We start from the raw sequence: 22,353 nt of genomic DNA on the forward strand, positions 1-22,353 counted from the left end.
GGGCTTTTACCAGCCCTCAAGGCACAACTGGGTCACACAACAAAGGCAGAGACCGGGCCCAGCTCGGCGCAAAAGACGTGTGAAGGAAAACGGGGACAGATGACTGACGACACTTGGGGCACCATCCGACAAGACCTACTCAAAACAGTGGGTCAGAATAATTTCAAAACCTGGATTGAGCCCGTCAATTTTTCAGAGCTGAAAGATGGCGTGGCCACCTTTCATGTGCCGACCAATTTTATCGGCAACTACGTGTCGCAAAACTATGGCGATCTGATTTTGCATCAGATGACCCAGAATGGCGCCGACGTGCAGCGTATGCAGTTCAAAGTTGCGGCCAAGGCGCCTGCCATGCGTCCGGCCGCAACAGCCTCAACGAAAAAGACCACCACAGCCGCATCCCCAGCTGTTGCCGCCGCCTCCGACGGCGCGGACATGGGCATGACCGGCGCGCCTTTGGATGCGCGGTTCACGTTTGACAGCTTTGTTGTGGGCAAACCCAACGAGTTGGCCAATGCCGCCGCGCGCCGTGTCGGCGAAGGTGGCCCGGTCACGTTCAACCCGCTGTTCCTCTATGGTGGTGTTGGCCTTGGCAAAACACACCTGATGCACGCAATTGCGTGGGAGCTTCAGGCGCAGCGCCCAGATCTCAACGTGCTGTACCTCTCTGCCGAACAATTCATGTACCGCTTTGTGCAAGCCCTGCGCGATCGCAAGATGATGGATTTCAAAGAGCTGTTCCGCTCCGTGGATGTGCTCATGGTCGACGATGTGCAGTTCATTGCTGGCAAAGACAGTACGCAGGAGGAATTCTTCCACACCTTCAACGCGCTGGTGGATCAGAACAAACAGATCATCATTTCGGCCGACCGCGCGCCAGGTGAGATCAAAGACCTCGAAGACCGCATCAAGAGCCGCCTACAGTGTGGTTTGGTTGTTGACCTGCACCCAACCGACTATGAGCTGCGCCTCGGCATTCTGCAGACCAAAGTAGACACTTACCGCGCGCAGTACCCGGAGCTGCAGTTGCAGGATGGCGTGTTGGAATTCCTAGCCCACCGGATCTCCACCAACGTTCGTGTGCTGGAAGGCGCGCTGACCCGTCTGTTTGCCTTCGCTTCGCTGGTGGGGCGTGAGATCACCATGGAGCTCACCCAAGACTGTCTGTCCGACGTGCTGCGCGCCTCCGAGCGCAAGGTCTCCGTCGAAGAGATCCAGCGCAAAGTGGCTGAGCATTACAACATCCGCCTGTCCGACATGATTGGCCCAAAACGTGTGCGCACTTTTGCCCGCCCGCGTCAGGTGGCGATGTATCTTTGCAAGAAGTTGACTTCGCGCTCACTGCCGGAAATTGGCCGCCGCTTTGGCGGGCGTGACCACACCACAGTGATGCACGGCGTGCGCCGCATCGAAGAGCTGCGCACCTCCGATGGGCAAATCGCCGAAGATCTGGAATTGCTGCGCCGCACGCTTGAAGCCTGAGTGTTTCCGGTCACACATTTGACCAAAACACCGCGCCCTCTGGGTGCGGTGTTTTCTTTTGGTCGCTTGGCGCTTGACGCTCCTTGCGACTTCACAGACAAACCTATGAAAAGACTTGTGCCGTGAGACCACCTCGTTAAGGTGCCTGTCCCGGCTATCGGAGGGTGATGGGATGAAAATCAGTATTGAACGCGCCGTGCTGCTCAAAGCAGTGAGCCAAGCGCAATCGGTTGTGGAGCGCCGCAACACCATTCCAATCCTCGCCAACGTGCTGATCGAAGCCGAAGGTGACACCGTACAGTTCCGCGCCACGGATTTGGACATTGAAGTGGTTGATAAGGCCAATGCGATGGTGGAACGCGCCGGCGCCACCACTGTGGCCGCCACCACGCTGCACGAAATTGTCCGCAAACTGCCCGATGGTGCCCTTGTGACCCTCACCGATGACAGCGCCACTGGCCGTCTGACGGTAGAAGCGGGCCGCTCAAATTTCTCGCTGGCAACCTTGCCGCGTGAAGATTTCCCGGTGATGGCCTCTTCTGAGTATTCGTCCAACTTCTCCGCGCCGGCGCCAGCTCTGCGGCGTCTGTTTGACAAAGCCAAGTTTGCGATCTCCACCGAAGAGACCCGCTACTACCTGAACGGTGTCTACCTGCACGTATCAGATGGCGAAGACGGCAAAGTGCTGCGTGCGGTTGCCACCGACGGACACCGCCTGGCCCGCATCGACACCGATCTGCCGGAAAGCGCGGCGGACATGCCTGGTGTGATTGTGCCCCGCAAAACAGTGGGTGAATTGCGCAAACTTCTGGACGACGACGATATGGAAATTGCCGTATCTGTGTCAGAAACCAAAGTGCGCTTTGCCACCCCCAGCATCACCCTGACCTCCAAAGTGATTGACGGCACCTTCCCCGACTACACACGCGTGATCCCTCAGGGCAACACCCGCAAGCTGGAAGTGGACGCCTCTGAGTTTGCCAAAGCTGTGGACCGTGTGGCCACCGTTTCTTCTGAACGCTCCCGCGCGGTCAAACTTCAGCTGGATGAAGATCGCCTGGTGCTTTCGGTGAACTCCCCAGACAGTGGCGCAGCCGAAGAAGAGCTGGTTGTGGCTTACAATGATGAGCGTCTGGAAATTGGCTTTAACGCCAAATACCTGCTGGAGATCGCCAGCCAGGTGGACCGCGAAAACGCCGTGTTCATGTTCAACTCCGCAGGCGACCCAACCCTGATGCGCGAAGGTGGCGACACCTCTGCCGTCTACGTTGTGATGCCGATGCGGGTTTAATCCGCTGACGCGGATGCCTGCGGCGCAGGTATTTGAAGAAAGAGAAAGCCGGGCCTGTGTCTGAGCTGTTTCTAAAATCCCTGAGCCTGTCTCATTTTCGATCCCACAAAAAGGGCGCGCTGAGCTGTGATGCGCGTCCTGTGGCGTTGTTTGGCCCCAATGGCGCGGGCAAAACCAACATTCTTGAAGCGGTGTCGCTGTTTTCGCCCGGGCGTGGCATTCGCCGCGCCAGCGCAGAAGAGATGACGCGACGACCAGAGGCCATTGGCTGGAAGCTCTCCGGCCTGTTGCAAGCCAGCACCCAGACCTACGAAATTGAGGTCCGCTCCGAAAACGGCGGCGCACGACAAGTACAGATCGACAGCAAAGCCGCGCCGCAGGTGCAGCTGGGCCGCGTGGCGCGAGTTCTTTGGCTGATCCCCGCAATGGACCGGCTGTGGATCGAAGGTGCCGAAGGGCGTCGGCGGTTTCTCGACCGTATGACACTCAGTTTTTACCCCGAACACGCCGATGCCTCGCTGGCCTATGAGAAGGCCATGCGAGAGCGCAACCGCCTGCTCAAAGACCAAATCAGCGATGCGCATTGGTATGTCGCCTTGGAACGTCAAATGGCCGAAGCGGGCGCGCGACTGCACCAAGCACGCGAGGCCAGCGTGGAGCGGCTGTTGGATGCACAGGCGGCGGCGCAGACTGCCTTTCCCGTGGCCGAGCTGGAATTGATCCAATCCGAAGGGTCGATGCCTCACACGGAAGCTGACCTGCGCGACGCGCTCGCCGAGAGCCGGTTCCGAGACATTGCGGCCGGGCGCACTCTCGTGGGTCCGCATCGTACCGACATGATTGGCACCTACCGCGAAAAAGCTGTGCCTGCCAAAGACTGCTCCACCGGCGAGCAAAAAGCGCTGTTGGTTTCACTCATCCTAGCCAACGCTCGGGCCCTCAAAGAGGATATCGGCGCAGCGCCCATCCTGCTGCTGGATGAGGTTGCCGCGCACCTTGATCCGGACCGCCGCGCTGCGCTGTATGACGAGATCTGCGCGCTTGGGGCACAGGCCTGGATGACCGGCACAGAAGCCGGTCTTTTTGAGGCGTTGGGTGACCGCGCGCAATATGTGGAAGTCACCGATGAGGCGGGAATTTCCAGCCTGTCGAGCGCGCGCTGACGGCCCTTTACGCGATCACAAAAATACACGTCATTTACGTGACATCCCTGCCCAAACCCGATATAAATTTCGGAAATGAAAAAGGGCGACATGTATGTCTGACAACGCGCAAAATACCGAGCAATATGGCGCGGATTCCATCAAAGTTCTCAAAGGCTTGGAGGCGGTACGCAAACGCCCAGGCATGTATATTGGGGATACCGACGACGGCTCCGGCCTGCACCACATGGTGTATGAGGTTGTGGACAACGGCATTGATGAAGCGCTGGCCAACCACGCCGACATCGTGAAGGTGAAAATTCACGCTGATAGCTCTGTCTCCGTATTTGACAACGGCCGTGGGATTCCGGTGGATATTCACCCCGAAGAAGGCGTGTCCGCAGCCGAGGTCATCATGACCCAATTGCACGCTGGCGGTAAGTTTGACAGCAACTCCTACAAAGTCTCCGGCGGTCTGCACGGCGTTGGCGTGTCGGTTGTGAATGCGCTGTCGGTCTGGCTGGAACTGCGCATCTGGCGCAACGGCAAAGAGCACTACGCCAAGTTTGAGCACGGCGACTGTACCGAGCACCTGCGCGAAGTGGCGGACTGTGGGGACCAGACAGGCACCGAGGTGCGCTTCATGGCATCCACCGACACGTTTTCCAACCTCGAATACTCCTTTGACACGCTGGAAAAACGTCTGCGAGAGCTGGCATTTTTGAACTCTGGCGTGCGCATCCTTCTGGAGGATGAGCGTCCGGTTGAGCCACTCAAGACCGAGCTTTACTACGACGGCGGCGTGAACGAGTTTGTGAAGTACATTGACCGTCACAAGACACCTCTGATGGAGGCGCCGATCTATGTGAAAGGCGAGAAAGACGACATTGGTGTTGAAGTTGCGATGTGGTGGAACGACAGCTACCACGAAAACGTGCTGCCCTTTACCAACAACATCCCGCAGCGCGATGGCGGTGCCCACATTGCTGGTTTCCGGGGTGCGCTAACCCGCACGTTGCAGAAATATGCCCAGGAAAGCGGCATCGCGAAGCGAGAGAAGGTCAGCTTCACCGGCGATGATGCCCGCGAAGGCCTGACCTGTGTGTTGTCTGTGAAAGTGCCTGATCCAAAATTCAGCTCCCAAACCAAAGACAAGCTGGTGAGCTCTGAAGTCCGCCCAGCGGTTGAAGGGTTGATGAATGAGAAGCTGGCGGAGTGGTTTGGGGAAAACCCGCAAACCGCAAAGATGATTGTCTCCAAAATCGTCGAGGCGGCGCATGCCCGCGAGGCTGCCCGCAAGGCCCGCGAACTGACCCGCCGCAAGACCGCGATGGATGTGAACTTCTTGGCTGGCAAACTCAAAGATTGCTCCGAGAAAGACCCCTCTAAAACCGAAGTCTTCCTGGTGGAGGGTGACTCCGCTGGGGGGTCTGCCCAAACAGGCCGTGACCGGAAGACACAGGCGATCCTACCGCTGCGTGGTAAAATCCTCAATGTCGAGCGCGCGCGCTTTGACCGGATGCTGGGCAGCCAGGAGATTGGCAACCTGGTGATGGCGCTTGGCACCGGCATTGGCCGCGATGAGTTTAATGTCGACAAGCTGCGCTACCACAAAGTGGTGATCATGACCGATGCGGACGTCGACGGGGCGCACATTCGGACGCTGCTGTTGACCTTCTTCTATCGTCAAATGCCGGATCTGATTGAAAAGGGCCACCTGTACATTGCTCAGCCACCGCTGTTCAAAGTGGCGCGTGGCAAGTCTGAGGTCTATCTAAAAGACCAAGCCGCGCTTGACGACTACCTTGTGAACCAGGGCATTGACGGCGCTGTGTTGCGCCTGGGGTCAGGGGCGGAAATGTCCGGGCACGATCTGGCCCGTGTTGTGACCGAAGCGCGTCAGCTGAAGCAAGTTCTGGACGCCTTCCCAACCCATTACCCACGCCACATTCTGGAGCAAGCTGCGATTGCAGGTGCCTTTGTCCCCGGCGCGGTGGAAGCCGATTTGCAAGGCGTGGCGGACAAGGTTGCGGCGCGTCTGGACCTGATTGCACTGGAATATGAGCGCGGTTGGACCGGGCGCATCACGCAAGATCACGGCATCAAACTGGCGCGTATCCTGCGGGGCGTGGAAGAAGTGCGCACGTTGGATGGACCGATGCTGCGCTCTGGCGAAGCGCGTAAATCAGGCACCTTCACCGAAAGCCTGCAAGAGGTCTACAACACCTCCGCATCTTTGGTGCGCAAAGACCGCAGCCAAATCATCAACGGCCCGCTGGATTTGATGGACGCCATTCTGGCGGAAGGCGAAAAAGGCCTGACACTCCAGCGTTACAAAGGACTGGGTGAAATGAACCCGGATCAGCTTTGGGAAACCACGCTGGATCCGGATGCCCGCACATTGTTGCAGGTCAAGGTCGAGGACATCGCCGAAGCGGATGATCTGTTCACCAAGCTGATGGGTGACGTGGTGGAACCGCGCCGCGAGTTCATTCAGAAAAACGCGCTGAGCGTGGAAAACCTCGACTTCTAAGTCGAACCATAAAACAAGAAAAGGCTGGCCCTCTGCAATGAGCGCCAGCCTTTTTTGTATCTCTTGTCAGCTTCAGACGTACTTAACAGCCAGCCGCGTTGTTTGCGACTGCACCACCAGCAACAGCGCCACCGGCTGTCAGAATGTCTTTGCCCGTGCCGCCACCAAGCTGGTTGCCCAACGCGCCGCCAACCACGGCACCAACCACGGTTGCCCCTGCACAGCCAACGTCTTTCTCGGTTATACCACCCGCACAAGCGGACAGAACAGCAAGACTACCAACCATGGCCGGGATCAAAATAAGTTTCATGAAAGCACCTCATTCGTTTTTTGTTTTCACCGTTAATATGGAGGTTTTTTTCGCCAATTTCAAAGGAGCACAGGCGAAAAAGCGCTTGCTCAACAGCAACAGTCATCTGCTAGGTCAAGCGTTCTGCAACATCAACCAAGGTGTGCCGGAACAGAGACTCGGCGGCTGACACCTGCCCCTCTGTGAGCGCCATCAACCCCACCGGACCTTTTGTCAGGGACGTGTCAAACTGCAGAGACACCAGCGCGCCGCTTTCCAACTCTTTGGCCACCACGCCGTTTGAAATGATCCAGATCGCGTCATGAGAGAGCGCATAGTTCCGACCAAAGGCGCCGGACACGCTTTCCACCACTGTCCCGATCTCGCCCACGCCTTGCGCCACCAGCGCCCGTTCTACCAAGGGACGGATAGCCGAGGCTTTGGGCGGGAAGATCACCGGCCAATCGCTGAGCCTGTGAATGTCCGGATGCGCCAGCAAAGGGTGCCCTTTGCGCACAACAAACTCGACATGTTCATCATAGAGCTGCGTAAAGGCGATGCCCTTCATCACCTCCGGCGCGCCCATGCGCCCGATCACCACATCCAGACGCCCTTGTCGCAGCTCATCAATCAAGTACCTGTGCGGCCCATCATGAATGTGCAGCGTCACATCTGGGGCCAGCTTTGCAAAGGCTTGCACCACCTCTGGCATCAACCGTGCTGCCACGCTGGGTAATGCGCCGACCGAGAAGCTAACTTTGCCTGCCGTCTCCAGCTGCGCCACGCCGTTTAATCCCTGCTGCAACGCCGCCAAACTCATCTGGGCAAAGTGCAAAAACACCTCCCCCGGTTTGGTCAGGCTGACCCCGCCGCGATTACGAACGAGCAGGTCGGACCCCACAATTTCCTCCAACTCCTTGAGCGTTTTGGAAATCGCTGGCTGCGTCAGATGCAAGTGCAGTGCTGCCGTCTTGAGACTGTTGTGACGCACTATTTCGGCAAAACACTGGATATGGCGGAATTTGATGCGCCGGTCGATCATAACTATTATCCATTTTGGAAACTAAAAGCCACAAAACCTCATTTTACTTTTCAGTTTTGCGAAGTCAAACTGCAATCAGGAGGATCGTTATGCGTACACAGGTTTGCATCATTGGCGGCGGGCCCTCCGGGCTTTTGCTATCACAGCTGCTGCACCGCAAAGGCATCGACAGCATCGTGTTGGAGCGTAAGACGCGCGACTACGTGTTGGGCCGCATCCGCGCGGGCATTCTGGAAACCGGCTTTGTTGACCTGATGCGCGAGGCCGGTGTTGGCGCGCGCATGGACGCAGAGGGCTTCACCCACAACGGCACAGTAATTGCTTATGGCGAAGAAGAGTTTGGCGTCTCCTTCCATGATCACACCGGCAAAGATGTCATGGTTTACGGCCAAACCGAGCTGACCCGCGACCTCTATGACGCGCGCGAGGCTGAAGGCGGCAACCTGGTGTTCAATGTCGAGGACGTGGTGATCCATGACGCCAAAAGTGACTCGCCCTATGTCACCTACCATGTGGACGGCACCGAGCACCGGATCGACTGTGATTACATCGCCGGCTGTGATGGCTTCCATGGCGTTAGCCGCCAGACCATCCCAACCTCGGTGCGCCGCGAATATGAGAAGGTCTACCCCTTTGGCTGGCTCGGGGTGTTATCCGAAACGCCCCCCGTGCATGACGAATTGATCTACAGCTGGTCAGAACGCGGCTTTGCGCTCTGCTCGATGCGCAACGCCAACCTCAGCCGCTATTACATCCAATGTTCGCTCAGCGACTCGCCTGACGATTGGACCGATGCCGCCTTTTGGGACGAACTCAAACGCCGCATTCCCAGCCGCCATGCGGGGGCGCTGGTCACAGGCCCCTCAATCGAGAAATCCATCGCGCCGCTGCGCAGCTTTGTGACCGAACCGATGCGCTGGGGCCGCTTGTTCCTTTGTGGCGATGCGGCCCATATCGTGCCACCCACCGGGGCCAAAGGCTTGAACACTGCCGCCTCCGACATCCACTACCTCTATCATGGCTTGGTGCAATTCTATCGGGACAAGGTCACTACCGGCCTTGATGCCTATTCACAAAAAGCGCTGGCCCGCGTCTGGAAGGCAGAGCGCTTCAGCTGGTCCACCACCAACCTATTGCACCGGTACCCGGATCAAACTGAGTTTGATCTGAAGATGCAACGCGCCGAGATCGATTTCCTGCGCAGCAATGACGCCGCGCAAAACGTGTTTGCCCAAAACTACGTGGGCCTGCCCTACTGATGGGCCAGACAAAGGAGACACGCTATGTCTGACAAATATGCCACCGGTATGGAGGTCCGCCGCAAGGTGCTGGGTGATGCCCATGTGGATCGCGCCGAGGCCGGTAAAACCGAGCTCGATACACCGTTCCAAACCCTGATCACCGAAGGTGCTTGGGGCACAGTTTGGGCCAGCGACGCGATTAGCCTGCGCGAACGCTCCATGCTGACCCTGGCCTTGTTGGCCGCCACCGGCAACTTTGAGGAAATTCCCATGCACATCCGTGCCACCGCTAACACCGGGGCCAGCCAGGAAGACGTGATGGAGGTGTTTCAGCACGTGGCGATCTACTGTGGTGTGCCCAAGGCCAACCACGCCATCAAACTGGCAAAACAGACCTTTGCAGAGATGAGCTGATCGCGCATTCTATGCGCGCAGGGGAGGAGCAACTTTATGAGCAAACCCGCCGAATTTTATCAACGGGATCGGGAATGGCACGCACCTGCCTTCTCGCAGGACTACAAAACCTCCGTGGCGCGGTCCCCGCAAAACGCGTTGATCAGTCTGGAGCAAACCACCAGCGAGATCACCGGCCCGCGTTTTGGCCATGATGACGTGAGTGAGATGGACCGCGACCTGCTGCACAACTACGCCAAGCCGGGCGAAAGCGCGATTGGCGAGCGCATCATTGTGCATGGCCGTGTGCTGGATGAAAACGCCCGCCCTGTGCCCAACACTTTGGTGGAGATCTGGCAAGCCAACGCAGGAGGCCGCTATCGCCATAAGAAAGACGCCTATCTGGCGCCAATTGACCCAAACTTCGGCGGCTGTGGCCGCACCATCACCGACGAAAACGGCTACTACTATTTCCGCACCGTAAAACCCGGCGCCTACCCGTGGCGCAACTGGGTCAACAACTGGCGGCCAGCGCATATCCACGTGTCCGTCTTTGGCACCGCTTTTGCCCAACGCCTGATCACGCAGCTCTACTTTGAAGGCGACCCGCTGATTGCCAAATGCCCAATTGTGAACACCATCCCGGATCAGGCCGCACGCGGGCAGTTGATTGCCGCGCTCGATATGAACGCCTCGGTGCCACTAGACAGCATCGCCTATAAGTTTGACATCGTGCTGCGCGGGCGGCGCTCTACCCTGTTTGAAAACCGCATGGAGGGCAATTGAGCATGGTGCAGAAACTCAACTACCTCAAAGAAACCCCCTCCCAGACAGCTGGCCCCTATGTGCACATCGGGCTGGCCCCCGGTGCGGCGGGATTTGACATCTATGAGCGTGAATTGGGCTGGGACATCGCCGGGCCCAACGCCAAAGGCGAGCGCATTCGGGTTGAAGGTCTGGTGATCGACGGCACCGGCAGCCCAGTGAAAGACGTGATGCTGGAAGCCTGGCAAGCCAATGCAGAGGGCATTTACCCGCATCCAGAACATGCCGGAGAGACCGAAGAGGGTTTTAAAGGTTGGGGTCGCGTGATCACCGATTTTGACACCGGCGAGTGGGGCTTTGACACCATCAAACCGGGGCAAGTTATGGGCCGAAATGGCCAACTGATGGCGCCACATATCTCGCTTTGGATCGTGGCACGTGGCATCAACCTAGGTCTGAATACCCGCGTGTATTTCGACGATGAAGCTGAGGCCAATGCCTCTGATCCGGTGCTGAACGTCATCGAATGGGAAAACCGCCGCGCCACATTGATTGCCAAACGGGAGATGCGCGACAGCACACCCGTCTACCGGTTCGACATCACGCTTCAGGGCGAAAATGAAACCGTTTTCTTTGACATCTAACGACCGCCCTCGTCTTTTGGACGGGGCCAAGCAAACGAGATCACCATGAGCAAACCCTGCATCCTGTGCTGCGCCATCACCGGGTCCGTGCCAACCAAAGCGGACAACCCTGCCGTACCCACCACGGTCACCGAGCAGATCGAAAGCAGCCACGCCGCTGTGGAGGCGGGCGCGTCGATCATCCACGCCCATGTGCGCAACGACGATGAAACCCCGTCCAGCGATCCGGAGAAATTTGCGTTGCTCAAAGAGGGGCTGGAAAAACACTGCCCCGGCGTGATCATCCAATTCTCCACCGGTGGACGTTCCGGCGCGGGTCAGGCGCGCGGCGGTATGCTGCCTCTGCGCCCAGACATGGCCTCGCTCTCTGTGGGGTCCAATAATTTCCCGACGCGGGTCTATGAAAACCCACCAGAGCTGATCTCCTGGCTGTCCAGCGAAATGCAAGCTCACGAAATCACGCCGGAAATTGAAGCTTTTGATCTGAGCCACATCCTGCAAGCCATCCGTCACCATGAGGCAGGCAAGCTTTATGGCCAGCTTTACGTGCAGTTTGTCATGGGCGTGAAAAACGCCATGCCGGTGGATCGCGAGGTGTTTGAGTTCTACGTGAAGATCATGCAGGAGCGCGCGCCCAACGCCGAATGGTGTGCCGCAGGCATTGGTGCGGCGCAGGCCACCGTAAACGAATGGGCGATTGCCGCTGGCGGTCACACCCGCGCCGGGCTTGAAGACAATATTCGCTTGGACCGCAACACATTGGCACCGTCCAACGCCGCTCTGATCGCACGTGCAGCAGAGCTCTGTGAGAAATACGAACGTCCCGTGGCCACACCTGTGCAGGCGCGCGAGATCCTTGGCCTGCGTGCCGCAACCTGATCGGCTCGCATCATGAACCCGTTGACCCACACCGCCCACCTGTTTGGCCCACTGTTCTCTGATCCAGAGAGCGAGGCGCTTTGGGACACGGCGCGGTTTGTCGACGGGTTTGTCCAATTTGAACGGGCCTTGGCCAAGGCGCTCGCGGAGGCTGGCGTGGTCGAGCACACGGTCGCGGCAGAGGCGGTGGAAGACATCAACAGCTTCCAACCCGACCTTACAAAGATCGCAGAAAACGTGGTGCAGGACGGTCTGCCCGTGCCGGAATTTGTGCGCCAACTCAAAGCCCATGCGCGGGCCTCCGCACGGCCCGCCATCCACACCGGCACCACCAGTCAAGACCTGATCGATACAGCCGTCTCGCTGATCCTGTGCGATGCCAACATGCGGTTTGAGGCGCAGCTTGCGGGCTTGCTGACAGCGCTCGAAGCTCTCAATGACACATGGGGCGAGGCCGCAATCATGGGCCGCACCCGCATGCAGGCCGCTTTGCCCATCTCCGTGTCAGACCGCATCGCAACATGGCGCAACCCACTGGCGTCCCACGCAGACCGCCTGAAAACGCTGCGCCCGCAAGTTGAGGCGCTGCAATTTGGCGGGCCTGTGGGCAACCGCGCCAGCCTTGCGCCACACGGCGATGCCATCGCCACTGCGCTTGCCAAGACCCTCAACCTCTCCAACCCAGACCGCGCTTGGCACGCTACGCGCGAAACCCTAGCCGACTACACCAATTGGCTCTCAATGGTCACCGGCAGCTTGGGCAAGATGGGACAGGATCTCGCGCTGATGGCGCAACAAGGCGTGGACGAGGCGAGGTTCTCCGGCGGCGGTACCAGCTCTGCTATGCCGCACAAACAAAACCCGGTTCGGGCCGAATTGTTGGTCACGCTTGCCCGCTACAACGCAACACAGCTTCCCGCGATGCACCACGCGTTGGTGCACGAACAAGAACGGTCCGGAAGTATGTGGTCTTTGGAGTGGATGGTTCTGCCCGCAATGGTCACCGCCACCGCCACGGCCTTACGCCACGCCGGAAATCTTATCCAAAGCATTGAGAGCATGGGGCAATCTGCGCCCTAAGACTTTCCTGTCTCAAAATTCAAACGTCAGCTGTAGGTGTTTGATCTTGCCGGTGATGTCCTCAACAGGGCACTTCAACCGCTCTTCGGCCAAAAGCACAACCTCCGCTGCCGCCCGCGCGTCTTCGCCTGCGTCGTGGTGATGGAACTCCAGCCCCAGCGCCTTTTTCAGATGCCCAAGCCCATGCCCACCGTTGCCACGAAACTCCGGCCAGGCTTTGCGGGCGATCTTCACGCTGTCTGCCCATTCCATCTTTGGCCCGTTCAGTCCAGCTGCACGGCAGGCTGCTGTGATCGCCGTCTGGTCAAAGTTACTGTGCTGCACCATCAAATTGCGGGATAACAGCGGCAACATCATCGGCCACGCCTCAGCAAAAGTCGGCGCGTTCCGAACAGTGCCCGCATCAATGCCTGTCAGCTCGGTGTTGAACGCGGCAAAATCCTGGTCCGGGTTGATGTAGGTCGAAAACGTCTCAATCCCGCCGTCACGGCGCACGCAGGCCAGACCAATTTGGCTGATGGAAGCCGCATCGCGGTTGGCGGTTTCCACATCCAACGCAATGAAGCGGTACACCCCATCAGGCAAAGCAGCATCAGGCAGAAACACGGTGCGCCTCCAGTGTGGTCGTTGGTATGTCTATCAAACCGTCACGATACATATCTTTGTCTTTGCCTTTTCCCACCGAAGCAAGCCGGGACCGCCCCTATGCCAGCTTATCGTGGAAAACAAAAGAAACCCGCGACGATTATTGCCCATGCAAACCACCCAAAGCAAAAGGCCGCCCAAGTAGAGCGGCCTCTCTGTCTGTCTCATGAGTACACCTTACGCAGGCACGGCTGGAGCCGCCGCTTTCTTCTCTCGCCGTTCTTCTTTGCCAAAGAACACCAGATAGAACACCGGCGCGGCAATCAGCGTCAGAATGGTCGCAAAGGCCAGACCACCCATGATGGTGATCGCCATCGACACAAAGAACGCGTCGGTCAGAAGTGGCGCCATGCCAAGGATAGTTGTGACCGCCGCCAGCATCACCGGCCGCAAACGTGACACGCTGGCTTTCACAATCGCCTCGCGCATCGGCAATCCTTCGGCGCGCACAAAGTCGATCTCCTCGACCAGCACAATGCCGTTTTTGATCAACATCCCAGACAGGCTCAAAAGACCCAGCAAGGCAGTGAAGGTAAACGGCATGTCCGTACCCAAAAGGCCAATCACCACACCATTCACCGACATCGGCACCAACAACCAAATGATGATCGGCTGGCGGATGGCGTTGAACAACAGCACCGAAATCAAAACCATGATCAGCAAGCTCATAGGCAGCTGTTTGCCAAGGCTTTCCTGTGCCTCCGAGCTGTTCTCCAACTCGCCGCCCCATTCCATTTTGTAGCCAACCGGGATGTGCATGCCTTCGATTGCAGCCGTGACCTCGGTCTGCACCTGCGCGGCGGTCAAGCCGGAGCGGATATCCGCCCCAACCGTGATGGTCGCCACGCGGTCGCGTCGGTGCAGCAAGGTGTTTTGGGTCTCATGCACAAAGCCATCCACCATCTGCTCCACTGGCACAAAGCTGTTGGACGTTGTCGAATAGACCACCTGGTCAACCAGCCCAAAAGCCCCGTCCGGTTGACGCCGCAGAATGATCGGAATCAGACGTTCGTTTTCGCGGAATTGTCCAGTGGTCAGACCGTCGGTGGAGAACTGGAACATATCGGCGATGTCTTCCCGATCGACACCAGCCGTTTGCGCCCGCTCGGTGGCATAAATTGGTTTGATCACCAATTCCTGCTCCCGCCAGTTGGTGCGCACGCTGGTGATGTTCTCAGTGGTTTCGGTCAGCACCTGCGCGGCCTGTGTTGCCAATTGGCGCAACACCACCGGATCACTGCCCGAGAAGCGCACCTGAATTGGATCGCCCCCACCGGGACCAAAGACCAGACGTTTGGTGCGGAATTCACCTTCTGGCAAAGCCCCGGCGCCAAAGGCCTCAAGGTCCTTTTGCAGCGGTGGAATGGCTTCCAAATTCTCCGCCCGCACAATGATATGGCCGTAGCTAGGGTTGGCCTTCTCAGACTCATAGGTCAGCATAAACCGCGTCGCGCCCTGTCCCACAAAGGTGGCGTAGCTCACAACATCGTCACGCTCATCAAGCCAGTCTTCAAGCAATTCCATCTGCGCAGACGTGGTGGCAATTGGCGTGCCCTGCGGCAGTTTGTAGTGCACAAAAAACAGCGGCGTGTTGCTGTCCGGGAAGAACTGCTGCTTCATCAGACCAAAGCCTGCGTAGCACACCGCCGTCACCGCAATCAGCCCGACAATCACCAACCACCGCATTTTGAGCGCCAGACGCAGGCTTGCGCCGTACATGCGGAAAATCAGCCCGCCATATGCATCACCTTCATCGCCTTTGCCCTGTTTGAACAGGTAGTGGCCCAGCATGGGTGTCACGGTCAGCGCCAGAACCCAGCTTAACAACAGCGAAATACCAATCACCGCAAACAGCGAGAATAGGAACTCCCCGGTCGCATCGGGACTGAGGCCAATGCCAGCAAAAGCCATGATGCCAATGATTGTCGCGCCAAGCAGCGGAATCTGGGTTTTTCCCGAGGCTTCATCCGCAGCTTCGCGGCTGTTCTTGCCCTGCAACATCGAAATCTGCATGCCCTCGGCGACCACAATGGCGTTGTCCACCAGCATGCCCATCGCAATGATCAAAGCACCCAGCGAAATCCGTTCCATCTCGATCGAGAAGAACCCCATAAACAGGAAAGTGCCCACAACCGTCAGGAACAGGGTCACCCCCACCACCACAGCCGCGCGCCAGCCCATAAAGATCGCCAACACCGCAACCACAATGGCCACCGACATGGCGAGGTTCACCAGGAAATCGTTGGAGGCTTTTTCCACCACCATGTGCTGTTGATAGATTGGATGCAGCTCAACACCGGCAGGGATATCCCCGGCCATTTGTGCGAGCTTCTCATCCACGCGCTTGCCAACCACCACGATGTTTTCCGTAGCAATACCGGCCACACCCAAGGTGAAGGCCTCTTCGCCATTGTAGCGAATGATCTGGCGCGGATTGTCGACGCGATCGCGGAACACACGGCTCGTGTCGACAAGGTTCACCACCTTGCCGTCTTGGCCCAAGGACAGCCCTGCGATTTCTGACACCGTGTCCGAGCCATCTGGCCGCATGATCCGTGTCCGCGCCGCGCCGGTGGTCACCGTCCCGGCGGCATTCACCGCGTCGGCATTGGCAATGGCGCCTGCAATGGCGTTGAGCGAAATGTTCTGGTTCACCGACAAGGCCAAATCCGGCTCAACAAAGATCGCTTCTTCTGGCAGACCCTGAATATCCACATCCGCCACACCATCCACGGTGAGCAACTCTCGCCGCAAGAAGGTCGCCAGCTCATGTTTCTCGGCATCCGAAAACCCCTCGGCGGTCACGCCTAAGAAGATCCCAAACACATCGCCAAAGCTATCATTCACCAAAGGTGTGTTGACCCCGGTGGGCAACTGCCTACTGGCATCGGCCACCTTGGCCCGCAGATTGGTCCAGACCTCCGGCAACTCGGTGCCGTCATATGTCGATTTGATGTGCACATCGATCTGAGACACACCGGGCTGGTTGATAGAGGTGATGTAATCCACCTCTTCCATTTTCTGAATGGCGGACTCCAGAGGCTCAGAGACCTCCGCTGCCACCTGCTCCGACGTGGCCCCCGGATACTGGGTAACCACAACCGCTTGTTTGATGGTGAAGGCTGGGTCTTCCAACCGGCCCAAATTCAGAAAGCTAATGCCCCCGCCTATCAGGAAGATCAGCATGATCATCCATGTGTAGATCGGCCGATCAATGGATCCGCGTGCAATATTGACCATCACCCCAGCCCTCAGTTGCCAAAGCCGACAAAACGGCGCACCGCTTGTCCGTTGGTCAAGGCGCCCCCACCGGTGAGCACAATTTCGTCGCCGTCGCCCAAACCATCATTGATGCGCACCATGCCAGCAGTTGCTGGTTCACTCTGAACCGCAACCCATGTCACTTTGCCTTCATCGCCGCCCTTGGGATCAAACCGCATCACGCCGGTTGCCCCACTGTCATCCATGACAATTGCCGTTGGCGGCACAATTATACCGGTTGAGGGGTTTGCGGCGCTCACGGTCACCGTCACCGAGGAGCCTGGCAAGATCACCTTGCCCTCCGGTGGTGTCATGCCAAAAGTGATGCGAAAGGTCTGACCAACACTGCTGGTTTCCGCATCAAACTCGCGAATTTGCAGATCAAACTCTTCATCGCCACTGGGGAAGCGCGCTTTGATGGTGACGTTCTGATCATTGCCCGCCCGTTGGAACAGAATTTCCGGCACATCCACCTCGATGCGCAACTCGCTCAGGTCGTGAATACGCACCACTGGATTGCCGGCGCTCACGGTCGTGAACAACTCCACATTGCGGCTGGACACCAGCGCGTCAAATGGGGAGGTCAGCGTGGCATGGCGCAGTGACCATTCCGCATTTTTCACCGCAATCAAGGCCAGAGACGCCTGCGTCTCCGCATCATCAATTGTCACCTGGCTGACCGTGTTGCCGCGCAACTTTTCGAGGCGTTCGACGGTGCGATCCGCCTGTTCTTTCTGCAGAATTGCCTGATTGAGTTGCAGCTCGAATATTTCCAGATCCAGCCGCGCAATCACGTCACCTTTGCCAATATTTAGGCCTTCGGTCACTGGAAACTCTACAATCTGACCGCCAACTTGAAAGGCCAAATCCACAGATTGGCGGGCTTTCACCTGACCAAAAAATTGCCTCACAAACGGTACCGGCGCTTCGCTCACCACCATAAGCTTCACCGGCTTCAAAACGTCCTGCGCTAAGGCTGCCGCTGCGCCGCTCACCGTAATCATCGCCGCCGTGGCGCAGATTTTTCCAAACTGTTTCAGCATTCTTTTTCCTCCAAACGACCGGCGGCAACCGCACCGGGCATGGCTTTCACAACCAAATTGGCAAACTGGGAGATTTCATCAACTGTCATGCCCGAGATTTCGCGGAACCGCAGTTTCACGCCATCCATCAGGGACGCACGAGCCTCAAACCCGTCAGGAGTCAATTCCAACACCAGCGCGCGCCGATCTTTCGGATCTCGAACACGCTGCACCAAGCCCCGCGCTTCCAATGCGTCCGCCACAGGCGTGATTGCGGAGGGGATGCAAAACGTGTCTTCCGCCAGCACACCCATGCGTTTGGGACGGTCCATAAACACCAATATCCGCCGTTCCATCTTAGATAGTGGCGGGTCGATATTGATGTCCTCCAACTCAGCTTCAATCTGGTTGAACAGGGCAAAGACACCAATGATTGCCAGAAACTCGTCTGGCAAATCAGTGTTTGAAAATAGGTTGTCTGGCACGCGCGAATCTTCAAGTTATTTCAGTTTATGAAATATCCAAATACAGAAGCTTTCTAAACAAGCAAGAGGGCACCGCCCAAATTCGCGCTGACAAAATGCATCAATTTCCTTTGTTCGTCAGCGCTCTGAGATGATGTGCCGATCAATAATCTCACAGAGATTTCCCGAAAATTTGATTATAAGTCAGAGCGTTACCTTGCCCGCCCTGTGATTAAATTAACGATGTCGCGGTACCACTGGCCCACTGAAGACGAAGTGGTGTGTGAACTATGGTGGCAGATCCCGGACAACAATTGCGCCACGCAGCAAAGGTGGCGGCGCGTCAGCGCGGCCTGCTGGCCCAATTTGCATCCGAACGCGTGCGCGCATTTAGGCAACGCGTGGTCATTTACTGCCTCGGTGCGCTCATGGCGATCCTGGCAACTGGCCCTGTTATTGGCCTCTGCGCAACCGCCATATTGATCTTTGGCGAGGCGGCAGACATGTGGGTCTTGCGCCAAATCCCTGTGCGATTGCGGGCCGGCCAAAGCCACACCACGCTTTTTCGCGCCGCTTTGATCAGTGGAGCCTTCCAGGCCATCAGTGTTTTCTTAGCCACCACTGTTTATGTGGTGGCAGTGGGCAAAGACGCCTCCATCATGGGGGTTGCTGGCGTGCTTGGCATGGCCATTGTCAACGGCGCACTGATCTTGCCCACCAACCCAAAGCTGGCCATCTTTAAAATGGGTCTGTTTGTGGTCACACCGTTCTTCTTGATGATTCTGCAGGCGGTGCGTTTTGGCGGCGACATGGCCGTGCCACACCTGAATGCGCCAGAGCTGATGGTGGTCATCAGCATGGGCTACATGTGTTTTTCGTTTGTCAAAGCAGGCGTGGACAATTTCCGCAAAACCGCAGCCCTGCAAAGCAGTCAGAAGAACCTGACCGCCGCCAATGATGCGCTAAACAAACACCGCAACGAGCTCCAACGTCTGTCCATGGTGGCGCGCAAAACCAATGACGCCGTGATTCTGTCCAATACGGATCACAAGATCGAGTGGGTGAACGAAGCTTTTACCACACTCACCGGCATTCCAGCCAAAGACATTCTTGGCAAACCAACCAGCGTTTTGGCGCAGGTCACCCGGGCCGACACCGATATCGCCCAAAAAGTTGCCAAAGCCATGCGCGACGAAGGCTCAGGCAAAATTGAAGTGCGACATAAGCTGGGTGATGGCCGTGAACGGTGGGGTGAAATACAAATGCTGCCGGTGAAAAACGCCGATGACGACGTGGATTTCTACGTCACCATCGCCCGCGACATCACGGCCAGCAAAGACCACGCCAACAGCATGCGCACGGCCCGCCAAGCCGCCGAAGACGCTGCCCGCACAAAGGCCGACTTCCTGGCCAACATGAGCCACGAGATCCGCACGCCGCTGACCGGTATCATCGGCATGGCCGATCTGCTGTCGGAAACGGCGCAGACGGACGAACAGACTGACTATACCAAAACCATCATTGGCTCCTCGCGCAGTCTGCTGACCATCCTCAACGACATCTTGGACCTGTCCAAACTCGACGCGGGCAAATTACAGATCACCAACAGCACTTTTGAAACTCGCGCCTGTTTCGAAGAGACGTTGCGCCTGCTTGAAACCGCCGCCTATGACAAAGGACTCGGTCTCAACCTGTATGTCGCGGATGACGTGCCGGATCATCTTTTTGCCGACGATGTCCGCCTGCGTCAGATCGCAACCAATATCATTGGCAACGCCACCAAATTCACCGAATTTGGCAAAATTGACGTGCAGGTCTGGATGGATGGTCTGGACGAGGACGACAATATGTCGGCACTCACGTTGAACTTTGCCGTCGATGACACGGGCATTGGCATCCCGGATGACAAACTGGCAGCGGTTTTTGAGGAGTTTACACAGGCCGAATCCTCCACCACGCGCCGATTTGGCGGCACTGGCTTAGGCCTGACGATCTGTCGGATCCTGACCGAACGCATGGGTGGGGAAATCTCTGTCGCCTCAGTGTACGGAGAGGGATCGCGTTTCCTGGTCAGTTTGCCGGTCGAGCTGCCGCCAGACGGCGTGCCAGACACCTCCAAAACCGAAATAGCGGCGGCATTGGACTATGATGCCGTGGATCTGACCGGCCTCAACGTGTTGATAGCCGAAGACAACAAAACAAACCGCGTGTTGATTGCAAAATACCTGGAGAAACTACCCATCACTCTGCGCTTTGCCAAAGATGGGTTTGAGGCAGTTGACGCTACACTGGAGTCGCCGCCTGACCTGATATTTATGGATATGTCGATGCCCAACATGAGCGGCATCGAGGCCACCGAAGCCATCCGTGACAGCGGTGTGCAACAGCCCATAATTGTTGCGCTGACTGCCAATGCATTTGAAAACGAAAAACGCGCCTGTTTGCAGGCCGGTATGGATGATTTCCTCACCAAACCCATTCGTCGCGCCGATTTGGTTGCGTGCCTGCAGCGCCACGTGGGCCACAGCACCAAACCGTCCTCCGCGGTGCAAGCCGCGCTTCGGGCGTAACCCCGTCAAACACCGCTTTCAAAAGCAACACTTTTGGCAGGTAGCGGCTGTCGCCAAAAGGATCGGAGCACGAAACAAGCCCGTTAATTTTCCCATTCAGGCACCGCCGCAGCTCAAAAAACAGCGCATATCCCTCCTCCGATCGGTATCACTGCGACTTTCGCAAACGGTCCTCCAATCCCCGGCAAGGCATCCCTACCTGAGACGACTTTGTTCAAACTTGGCAGTCCCGCAACTCTGTAAGCACAGAAAAGGCGGCATGCCCTAACATGCCACCTTCATCGCGCGTCTTTAAGTTATGCCTTAGCGCACAATGAACTCCGCATGCAGCGCACCCGCTGCTTTGATGCTTTTGAGGATGTCGATCATGTCACGCGGGGCCACGCCCAGCGCATTCAGACCTTCGATAACTTCGCTCAGTGATGTGCCCATTGGCACTTCGGCCAGACCGATGCCTTCATCTTCATCGATGTCCGCTTCGGTACGTGGCACCACAACGGTTTCGCCATTGGCAAACGGGTTTGGCTGCACCACCAGCGGGGTTTCCTGAACCCTCAGGGTCAAGCCACCTTGTGAGACAGCAACGCGGGAAATGCGCACATCATCCCCCATCACAATTGTACCAGAGCGCTGATCAACAACCACACGGGCCTTGCGTTCTGGTTCAACAGATATGTTTTCGATCTGGCTGAGCGCATGGGCCGGAGACGCCTGATTGGTGCGATCAATATCCACCTGTACGGTGCCCGCATCCAGCATCAAGGCCACCCGGCGGCCGTAGCTGCGGTTAATGGCTTCCTCAATCCGGTTGGCGGTTGTGAAATCCGGCTCCCGCAACGCCAAACGCATGTTGGTCAGCGAGGAGAAGTCAAAATCAATCTCGCGTTCCACGCGCGCACCGGACGGGATCGACCCTGAGGTTGGCACGCCCTTGACGACGCCACCGGCCTCCCCTTCAGCCGCCACGCCGCCTGCAATCACCGCGCCTTGCGCAACTGCATAGATCTCACCATCAGCGGCGTTCATTGGCGTCATCACCAATGTGCCACCCAAAAGGCTTTTGGCATCGCCAATGGCCGAAATGGTCACATCCACCGTGCCACCAGCACGGGCAAAGGGTGGCAAAGTTGCGGTCACAAACACCGCCGCGACATTCTTGGGTCGCATATTCTCGCCGGTGATGTTCACACCAAGCCGTTCCAGAATATTGCCCATAATTTCTTCGGTAAACGGTGCATTCCGCAAGCCGTCTCCGGTTCCGTTCAGGCCAACCACCAAACCGTAGCCAACCAAATCGTTGCCCCGTACACCGTCAAATTCTACCAGATCTTTGATCCGGATCGGCGCTGCTGATGCCATCACCGGCATCAGTACGAGGAGCAATAGCATTCTTGCTAAGCTCATGAAGTGTGTCATCTTACATAATTCGCCAATGTCAGTTGGGAGAGACGAGCCGTGATCGTGTAGACCATCTCTAGTTGCACTTGAACGGCCTGTAGTTTGCCCGCCACTTCGGTTTGATCCGCACCGATTAGATCGCTCTGCGTCATCAACATCGAGCTGCGCGACAGCGAATTCTCCGCCATCACATTCTCAACGCGTTCCTGATT

Annotated in this window: 18 protein-coding genes and 1 pseudogene; 11 read left to right on the plus strand and 8 right to left on the minus strand. The window is 57.4% G+C overall.

Translation table 11 applies throughout. From position 1 onward, the window contains the following. Nucleotides 1-99 precede the first annotated feature (99 nt). The 4 genes from dnaA to gyrB all read left to right on the plus strand — a co-directional run bounded on the left by dnaA (nucleotide 100) and on the right by gyrB (nucleotide 6,448). Nucleotides 100-1,482, plus strand: a complete 1,383-nt coding sequence (dnaA, locus tag QZ517_RS04535) for a chromosomal replication initiator protein DnaA (protein WP_294222792.1) — start codon at nucleotides 100-102, stop codon at nucleotides 1,480-1,482. A gap of 172 nt (nucleotides 1,483-1,654) precedes the next feature. Then, entirely contained in the window at nucleotides 1,655-2,773 is a 1,119-nt protein-coding gene (gene dnaN, locus QZ517_RS04540; RefSeq protein ID WP_294222797.1) for a DNA polymerase III subunit beta, read from the plus strand. Between the two features lie 32 nt (nucleotides 2,774-2,805). Beyond that, complete coding sequence (gene recF, locus QZ517_RS04545; protein ID WP_294222800.1) at nucleotides 2,806-3,936, plus strand: DNA replication/repair protein RecF; 1,131 nt, start codon at nucleotides 2,806-2,808, stop codon at nucleotides 3,934-3,936. Nucleotides 3,937-4,030: 94 nt separating this feature from the next. After that, entirely contained in the window at nucleotides 4,031-6,448 is a 2,418-nt protein-coding gene (gyrB, locus tag QZ517_RS04550) for a DNA topoisomerase (ATP-hydrolyzing) subunit B (protein WP_294222806.1), read from the plus strand. A gap of 82 nt (nucleotides 6,449-6,530) precedes the next feature. Here gyrB and QZ517_RS04555 read toward each other — a convergent pair whose 3' ends face one another. Beyond that, entirely contained in the window at nucleotides 6,531-6,758 is a 228-nt protein-coding gene (locus QZ517_RS04555) for a glycine zipper 2TM domain-containing protein (protein WP_294222809.1), read from the minus strand. Nucleotides 6,759-6,867: 109 nt separating this feature from the next. Next, the gene (gene pcaQ / locus QZ517_RS04560) at nucleotides 6,868-7,779 is read right to left on the minus strand and encodes a pca operon transcription factor PcaQ (protein ID WP_294222812.1); all 912 of its coding nucleotides are present in this window, start codon (nucleotides 7,777-7,779) and stop codon (nucleotides 6,868-6,870) included. A gap of 89 nt (nucleotides 7,780-7,868) precedes the next feature. Here pcaQ and pobA point away from each other — a divergent pair, with 89 nt between their 5' ends. The 6 genes from pobA to QZ517_RS04590 are packed head-to-tail and all read left to right on the plus strand — an operon-like array spanning nucleotide 7,869 to nucleotide 12,781. Continuing rightward, a complete protein-coding gene (gene pobA, locus QZ517_RS04565) occupies nucleotides 7,869-9,038 on the plus strand; it encodes a 4-hydroxybenzoate 3-monooxygenase (RefSeq protein ID WP_294222815.1) in 1,170 nt (389 codons plus the stop codon). A gap of 24 nt (nucleotides 9,039-9,062) precedes the next feature. Further along, complete coding sequence (pcaC, locus tag QZ517_RS04570; RefSeq protein ID WP_294222818.1) at nucleotides 9,063-9,434, plus strand: 4-carboxymuconolactone decarboxylase; 372 nt, start codon at nucleotides 9,063-9,065, stop codon at nucleotides 9,432-9,434. 36 nt (nucleotides 9,435-9,470) lie between these two features. Next, entirely contained in the window at nucleotides 9,471-10,199 is a 729-nt protein-coding gene (pcaH, locus tag QZ517_RS04575) for a protocatechuate 3,4-dioxygenase subunit beta (RefSeq protein WP_294222819.1), read from the plus strand. Between the two features lie 2 nt (nucleotides 10,200-10,201). Further along, a complete protein-coding gene (pcaG, locus tag QZ517_RS04580) occupies nucleotides 10,202-10,822 on the plus strand; it encodes a protocatechuate 3,4-dioxygenase subunit alpha (protein ID WP_294222822.1) in 621 nt (206 codons plus the stop codon). Nucleotides 10,823-10,867: 45 nt separating this feature from the next. Then, nucleotides 10,868-11,701 (plus strand): 3-keto-5-aminohexanoate cleavage protein, encoded by an 834-nt coding sequence (locus QZ517_RS04585; protein ID WP_294222826.1) that lies wholly within the window; start codon nucleotides 10,868-10,870, stop codon nucleotides 11,699-11,701. 12 nt (nucleotides 11,702-11,713) lie between these two features. After that, nucleotides 11,714-12,781, plus strand: a complete 1,068-nt coding sequence (locus QZ517_RS04590) for a 3-carboxy-cis,cis-muconate cycloisomerase (RefSeq protein WP_294222831.1) — start codon at nucleotides 11,714-11,716, stop codon at nucleotides 12,779-12,781. Nucleotides 12,782-12,793: 12 nt separating this feature from the next. On the opposite strand, the gene QZ517_RS04595 is transcribed toward QZ517_RS04590, so the two are convergent. The 4 genes from QZ517_RS04595 to QZ517_RS04610 all read right to left on the minus strand — a co-directional run bounded on the left by QZ517_RS04595 (nucleotide 12,794) and on the right by QZ517_RS04610 (nucleotide 18,194). Then, on the minus strand, nucleotides 12,794-13,387 hold the full coding sequence (locus QZ517_RS04595; RefSeq protein ID WP_294222834.1) for a 3'-5' exonuclease: 594 nt from the start codon (nucleotides 13,385-13,387) through the stop codon (nucleotides 12,794-12,796). Nucleotides 13,388-13,603: 216 nt separating this feature from the next. Beyond that, entirely contained in the window at nucleotides 13,604-16,666 is a 3,063-nt protein-coding gene (locus QZ517_RS04600; RefSeq protein WP_294222837.1) for an efflux RND transporter permease subunit, read from the minus strand. An 11-nt stretch (nucleotides 16,667-16,677) separates the two neighbouring features. Continuing rightward, entirely contained in the window at nucleotides 16,678-17,730 is a 1,053-nt protein-coding gene (locus tag QZ517_RS04605; RefSeq protein ID WP_294222840.1) for an efflux RND transporter periplasmic adaptor subunit, read from the minus strand. Then, nucleotides 17,724-18,194: a MarR family transcriptional regulator gene (locus tag QZ517_RS04610; protein ID WP_283424682.1), complete on the minus strand. Its 471-nt coding sequence runs from the start codon at nucleotides 18,192-18,194 to the stop codon at nucleotides 17,724-17,726. Before QZ517_RS04610 ends, QZ517_RS04605 begins: the two co-directional genes overlap by 7 nt. Before the next feature lie 269 nt (nucleotides 18,195-18,463). On the opposite strand from QZ517_RS04610, the gene QZ517_RS04615 reads away from it, so the two are divergent. Continuing rightward, entirely contained in the window at nucleotides 18,464-20,743 is a 2,280-nt protein-coding gene (locus QZ517_RS04615; protein ID WP_294222864.1) for a response regulator, read from the plus strand. A 303-nt stretch (nucleotides 20,744-21,046) separates the two neighbouring features. Here the strand turns inward: QZ517_RS04615 and QZ517_RS04620 are convergent, their stop codons facing one another. Both QZ517_RS04620 and QZ517_RS04625 read right to left on the minus strand, forming a co-directional pair. Then, a complete protein-coding gene (locus tag QZ517_RS04620; RefSeq protein WP_294222868.1) occupies nucleotides 21,047-22,147 on the minus strand; it encodes a flagellar basal body P-ring protein FlgI in 1,101 nt (366 codons plus the stop codon). A gap of 8 nt (nucleotides 22,148-22,155) precedes the next feature. After that, nucleotides 22,156-22,353: pseudogene (locus QZ517_RS04625) on the minus strand (hypothetical protein); the annotation flags it as partial.

This window comes from uncultured Shimia sp. (assembly GCF_913054185.1).
Classification (GTDB): domain Bacteria; phylum Pseudomonadota; class Alphaproteobacteria; order Rhodobacterales; family Rhodobacteraceae; genus Shimia.

Coding starts and splice junctions, on each gene's coding strand:
- QZ517_RS04585 (WP_294222826.1), top strand. CDS start 10,868: ATGAGCAAACCCTGCATCCTGTGCTGCGCCATCACCGGGTCCGTGCCA.
- pcaC (WP_294222818.1), top strand. CDS start 9,063: ATGTCTGACAAATATGCCACCGGTATGGAGGTCCGCCGCAAGGTGCTG.
- pcaQ (WP_294222812.1), bottom strand. CDS start 7,779: ATGATCGACCGGCGCATCAAATTCCGCCATATCCAGTGTTTTGCCGAA.
- QZ517_RS04620 (WP_294222868.1), bottom strand. CDS start 22,147: ATGAGCTTAGCAAGAATGCTATTGCTCCTCGTACTGATGCCGGTGATG.
- pobA (WP_294222815.1), top strand. CDS start 7,869: ATGCGTACACAGGTTTGCATCATTGGCGGCGGGCCCTCCGGGCTTTTG.
- QZ517_RS04605 (WP_294222840.1), bottom strand. CDS start 17,730: ATGCTGAAACAGTTTGGAAAAATCTGCGCCACGGCGGCGATGATTACG.
- QZ517_RS04615 (WP_294222864.1), top strand. CDS start 18,464: ATGGTGGCAGATCCCGGACAACAATTGCGCCACGCAGCAAAGGTGGCG.
- pcaH (WP_294222819.1), top strand. CDS start 9,471: ATGAGCAAACCCGCCGAATTTTATCAACGGGATCGGGAATGGCACGCA.
- gyrB (WP_294222806.1), top strand. CDS start 4,031: ATGTCTGACAACGCGCAAAATACCGAGCAATATGGCGCGGATTCCATC.
- QZ517_RS04600 (WP_294222837.1), bottom strand. CDS start 16,666: ATGGTCAATATTGCACGCGGATCCATTGATCGGCCGATCTACACATGG.
- dnaA (WP_294222792.1), top strand. CDS start 100: ATGACTGACGACACTTGGGGCACCATCCGACAAGACCTACTCAAAACA.
- pcaG (WP_294222822.1), top strand. CDS start 10,202: ATGGTGCAGAAACTCAACTACCTCAAAGAAACCCCCTCCCAGACAGCT.
- QZ517_RS04555 (WP_294222809.1), bottom strand. CDS start 6,758: ATGAAACTTATTTTGATCCCGGCCATGGTTGGTAGTCTTGCTGTTCTG.
- QZ517_RS04590 (WP_294222831.1), top strand. CDS start 11,714: ATGAACCCGTTGACCCACACCGCCCACCTGTTTGGCCCACTGTTCTCT.
- dnaN (WP_294222797.1), top strand. CDS start 1,655: ATGAAAATCAGTATTGAACGCGCCGTGCTGCTCAAAGCAGTGAGCCAA.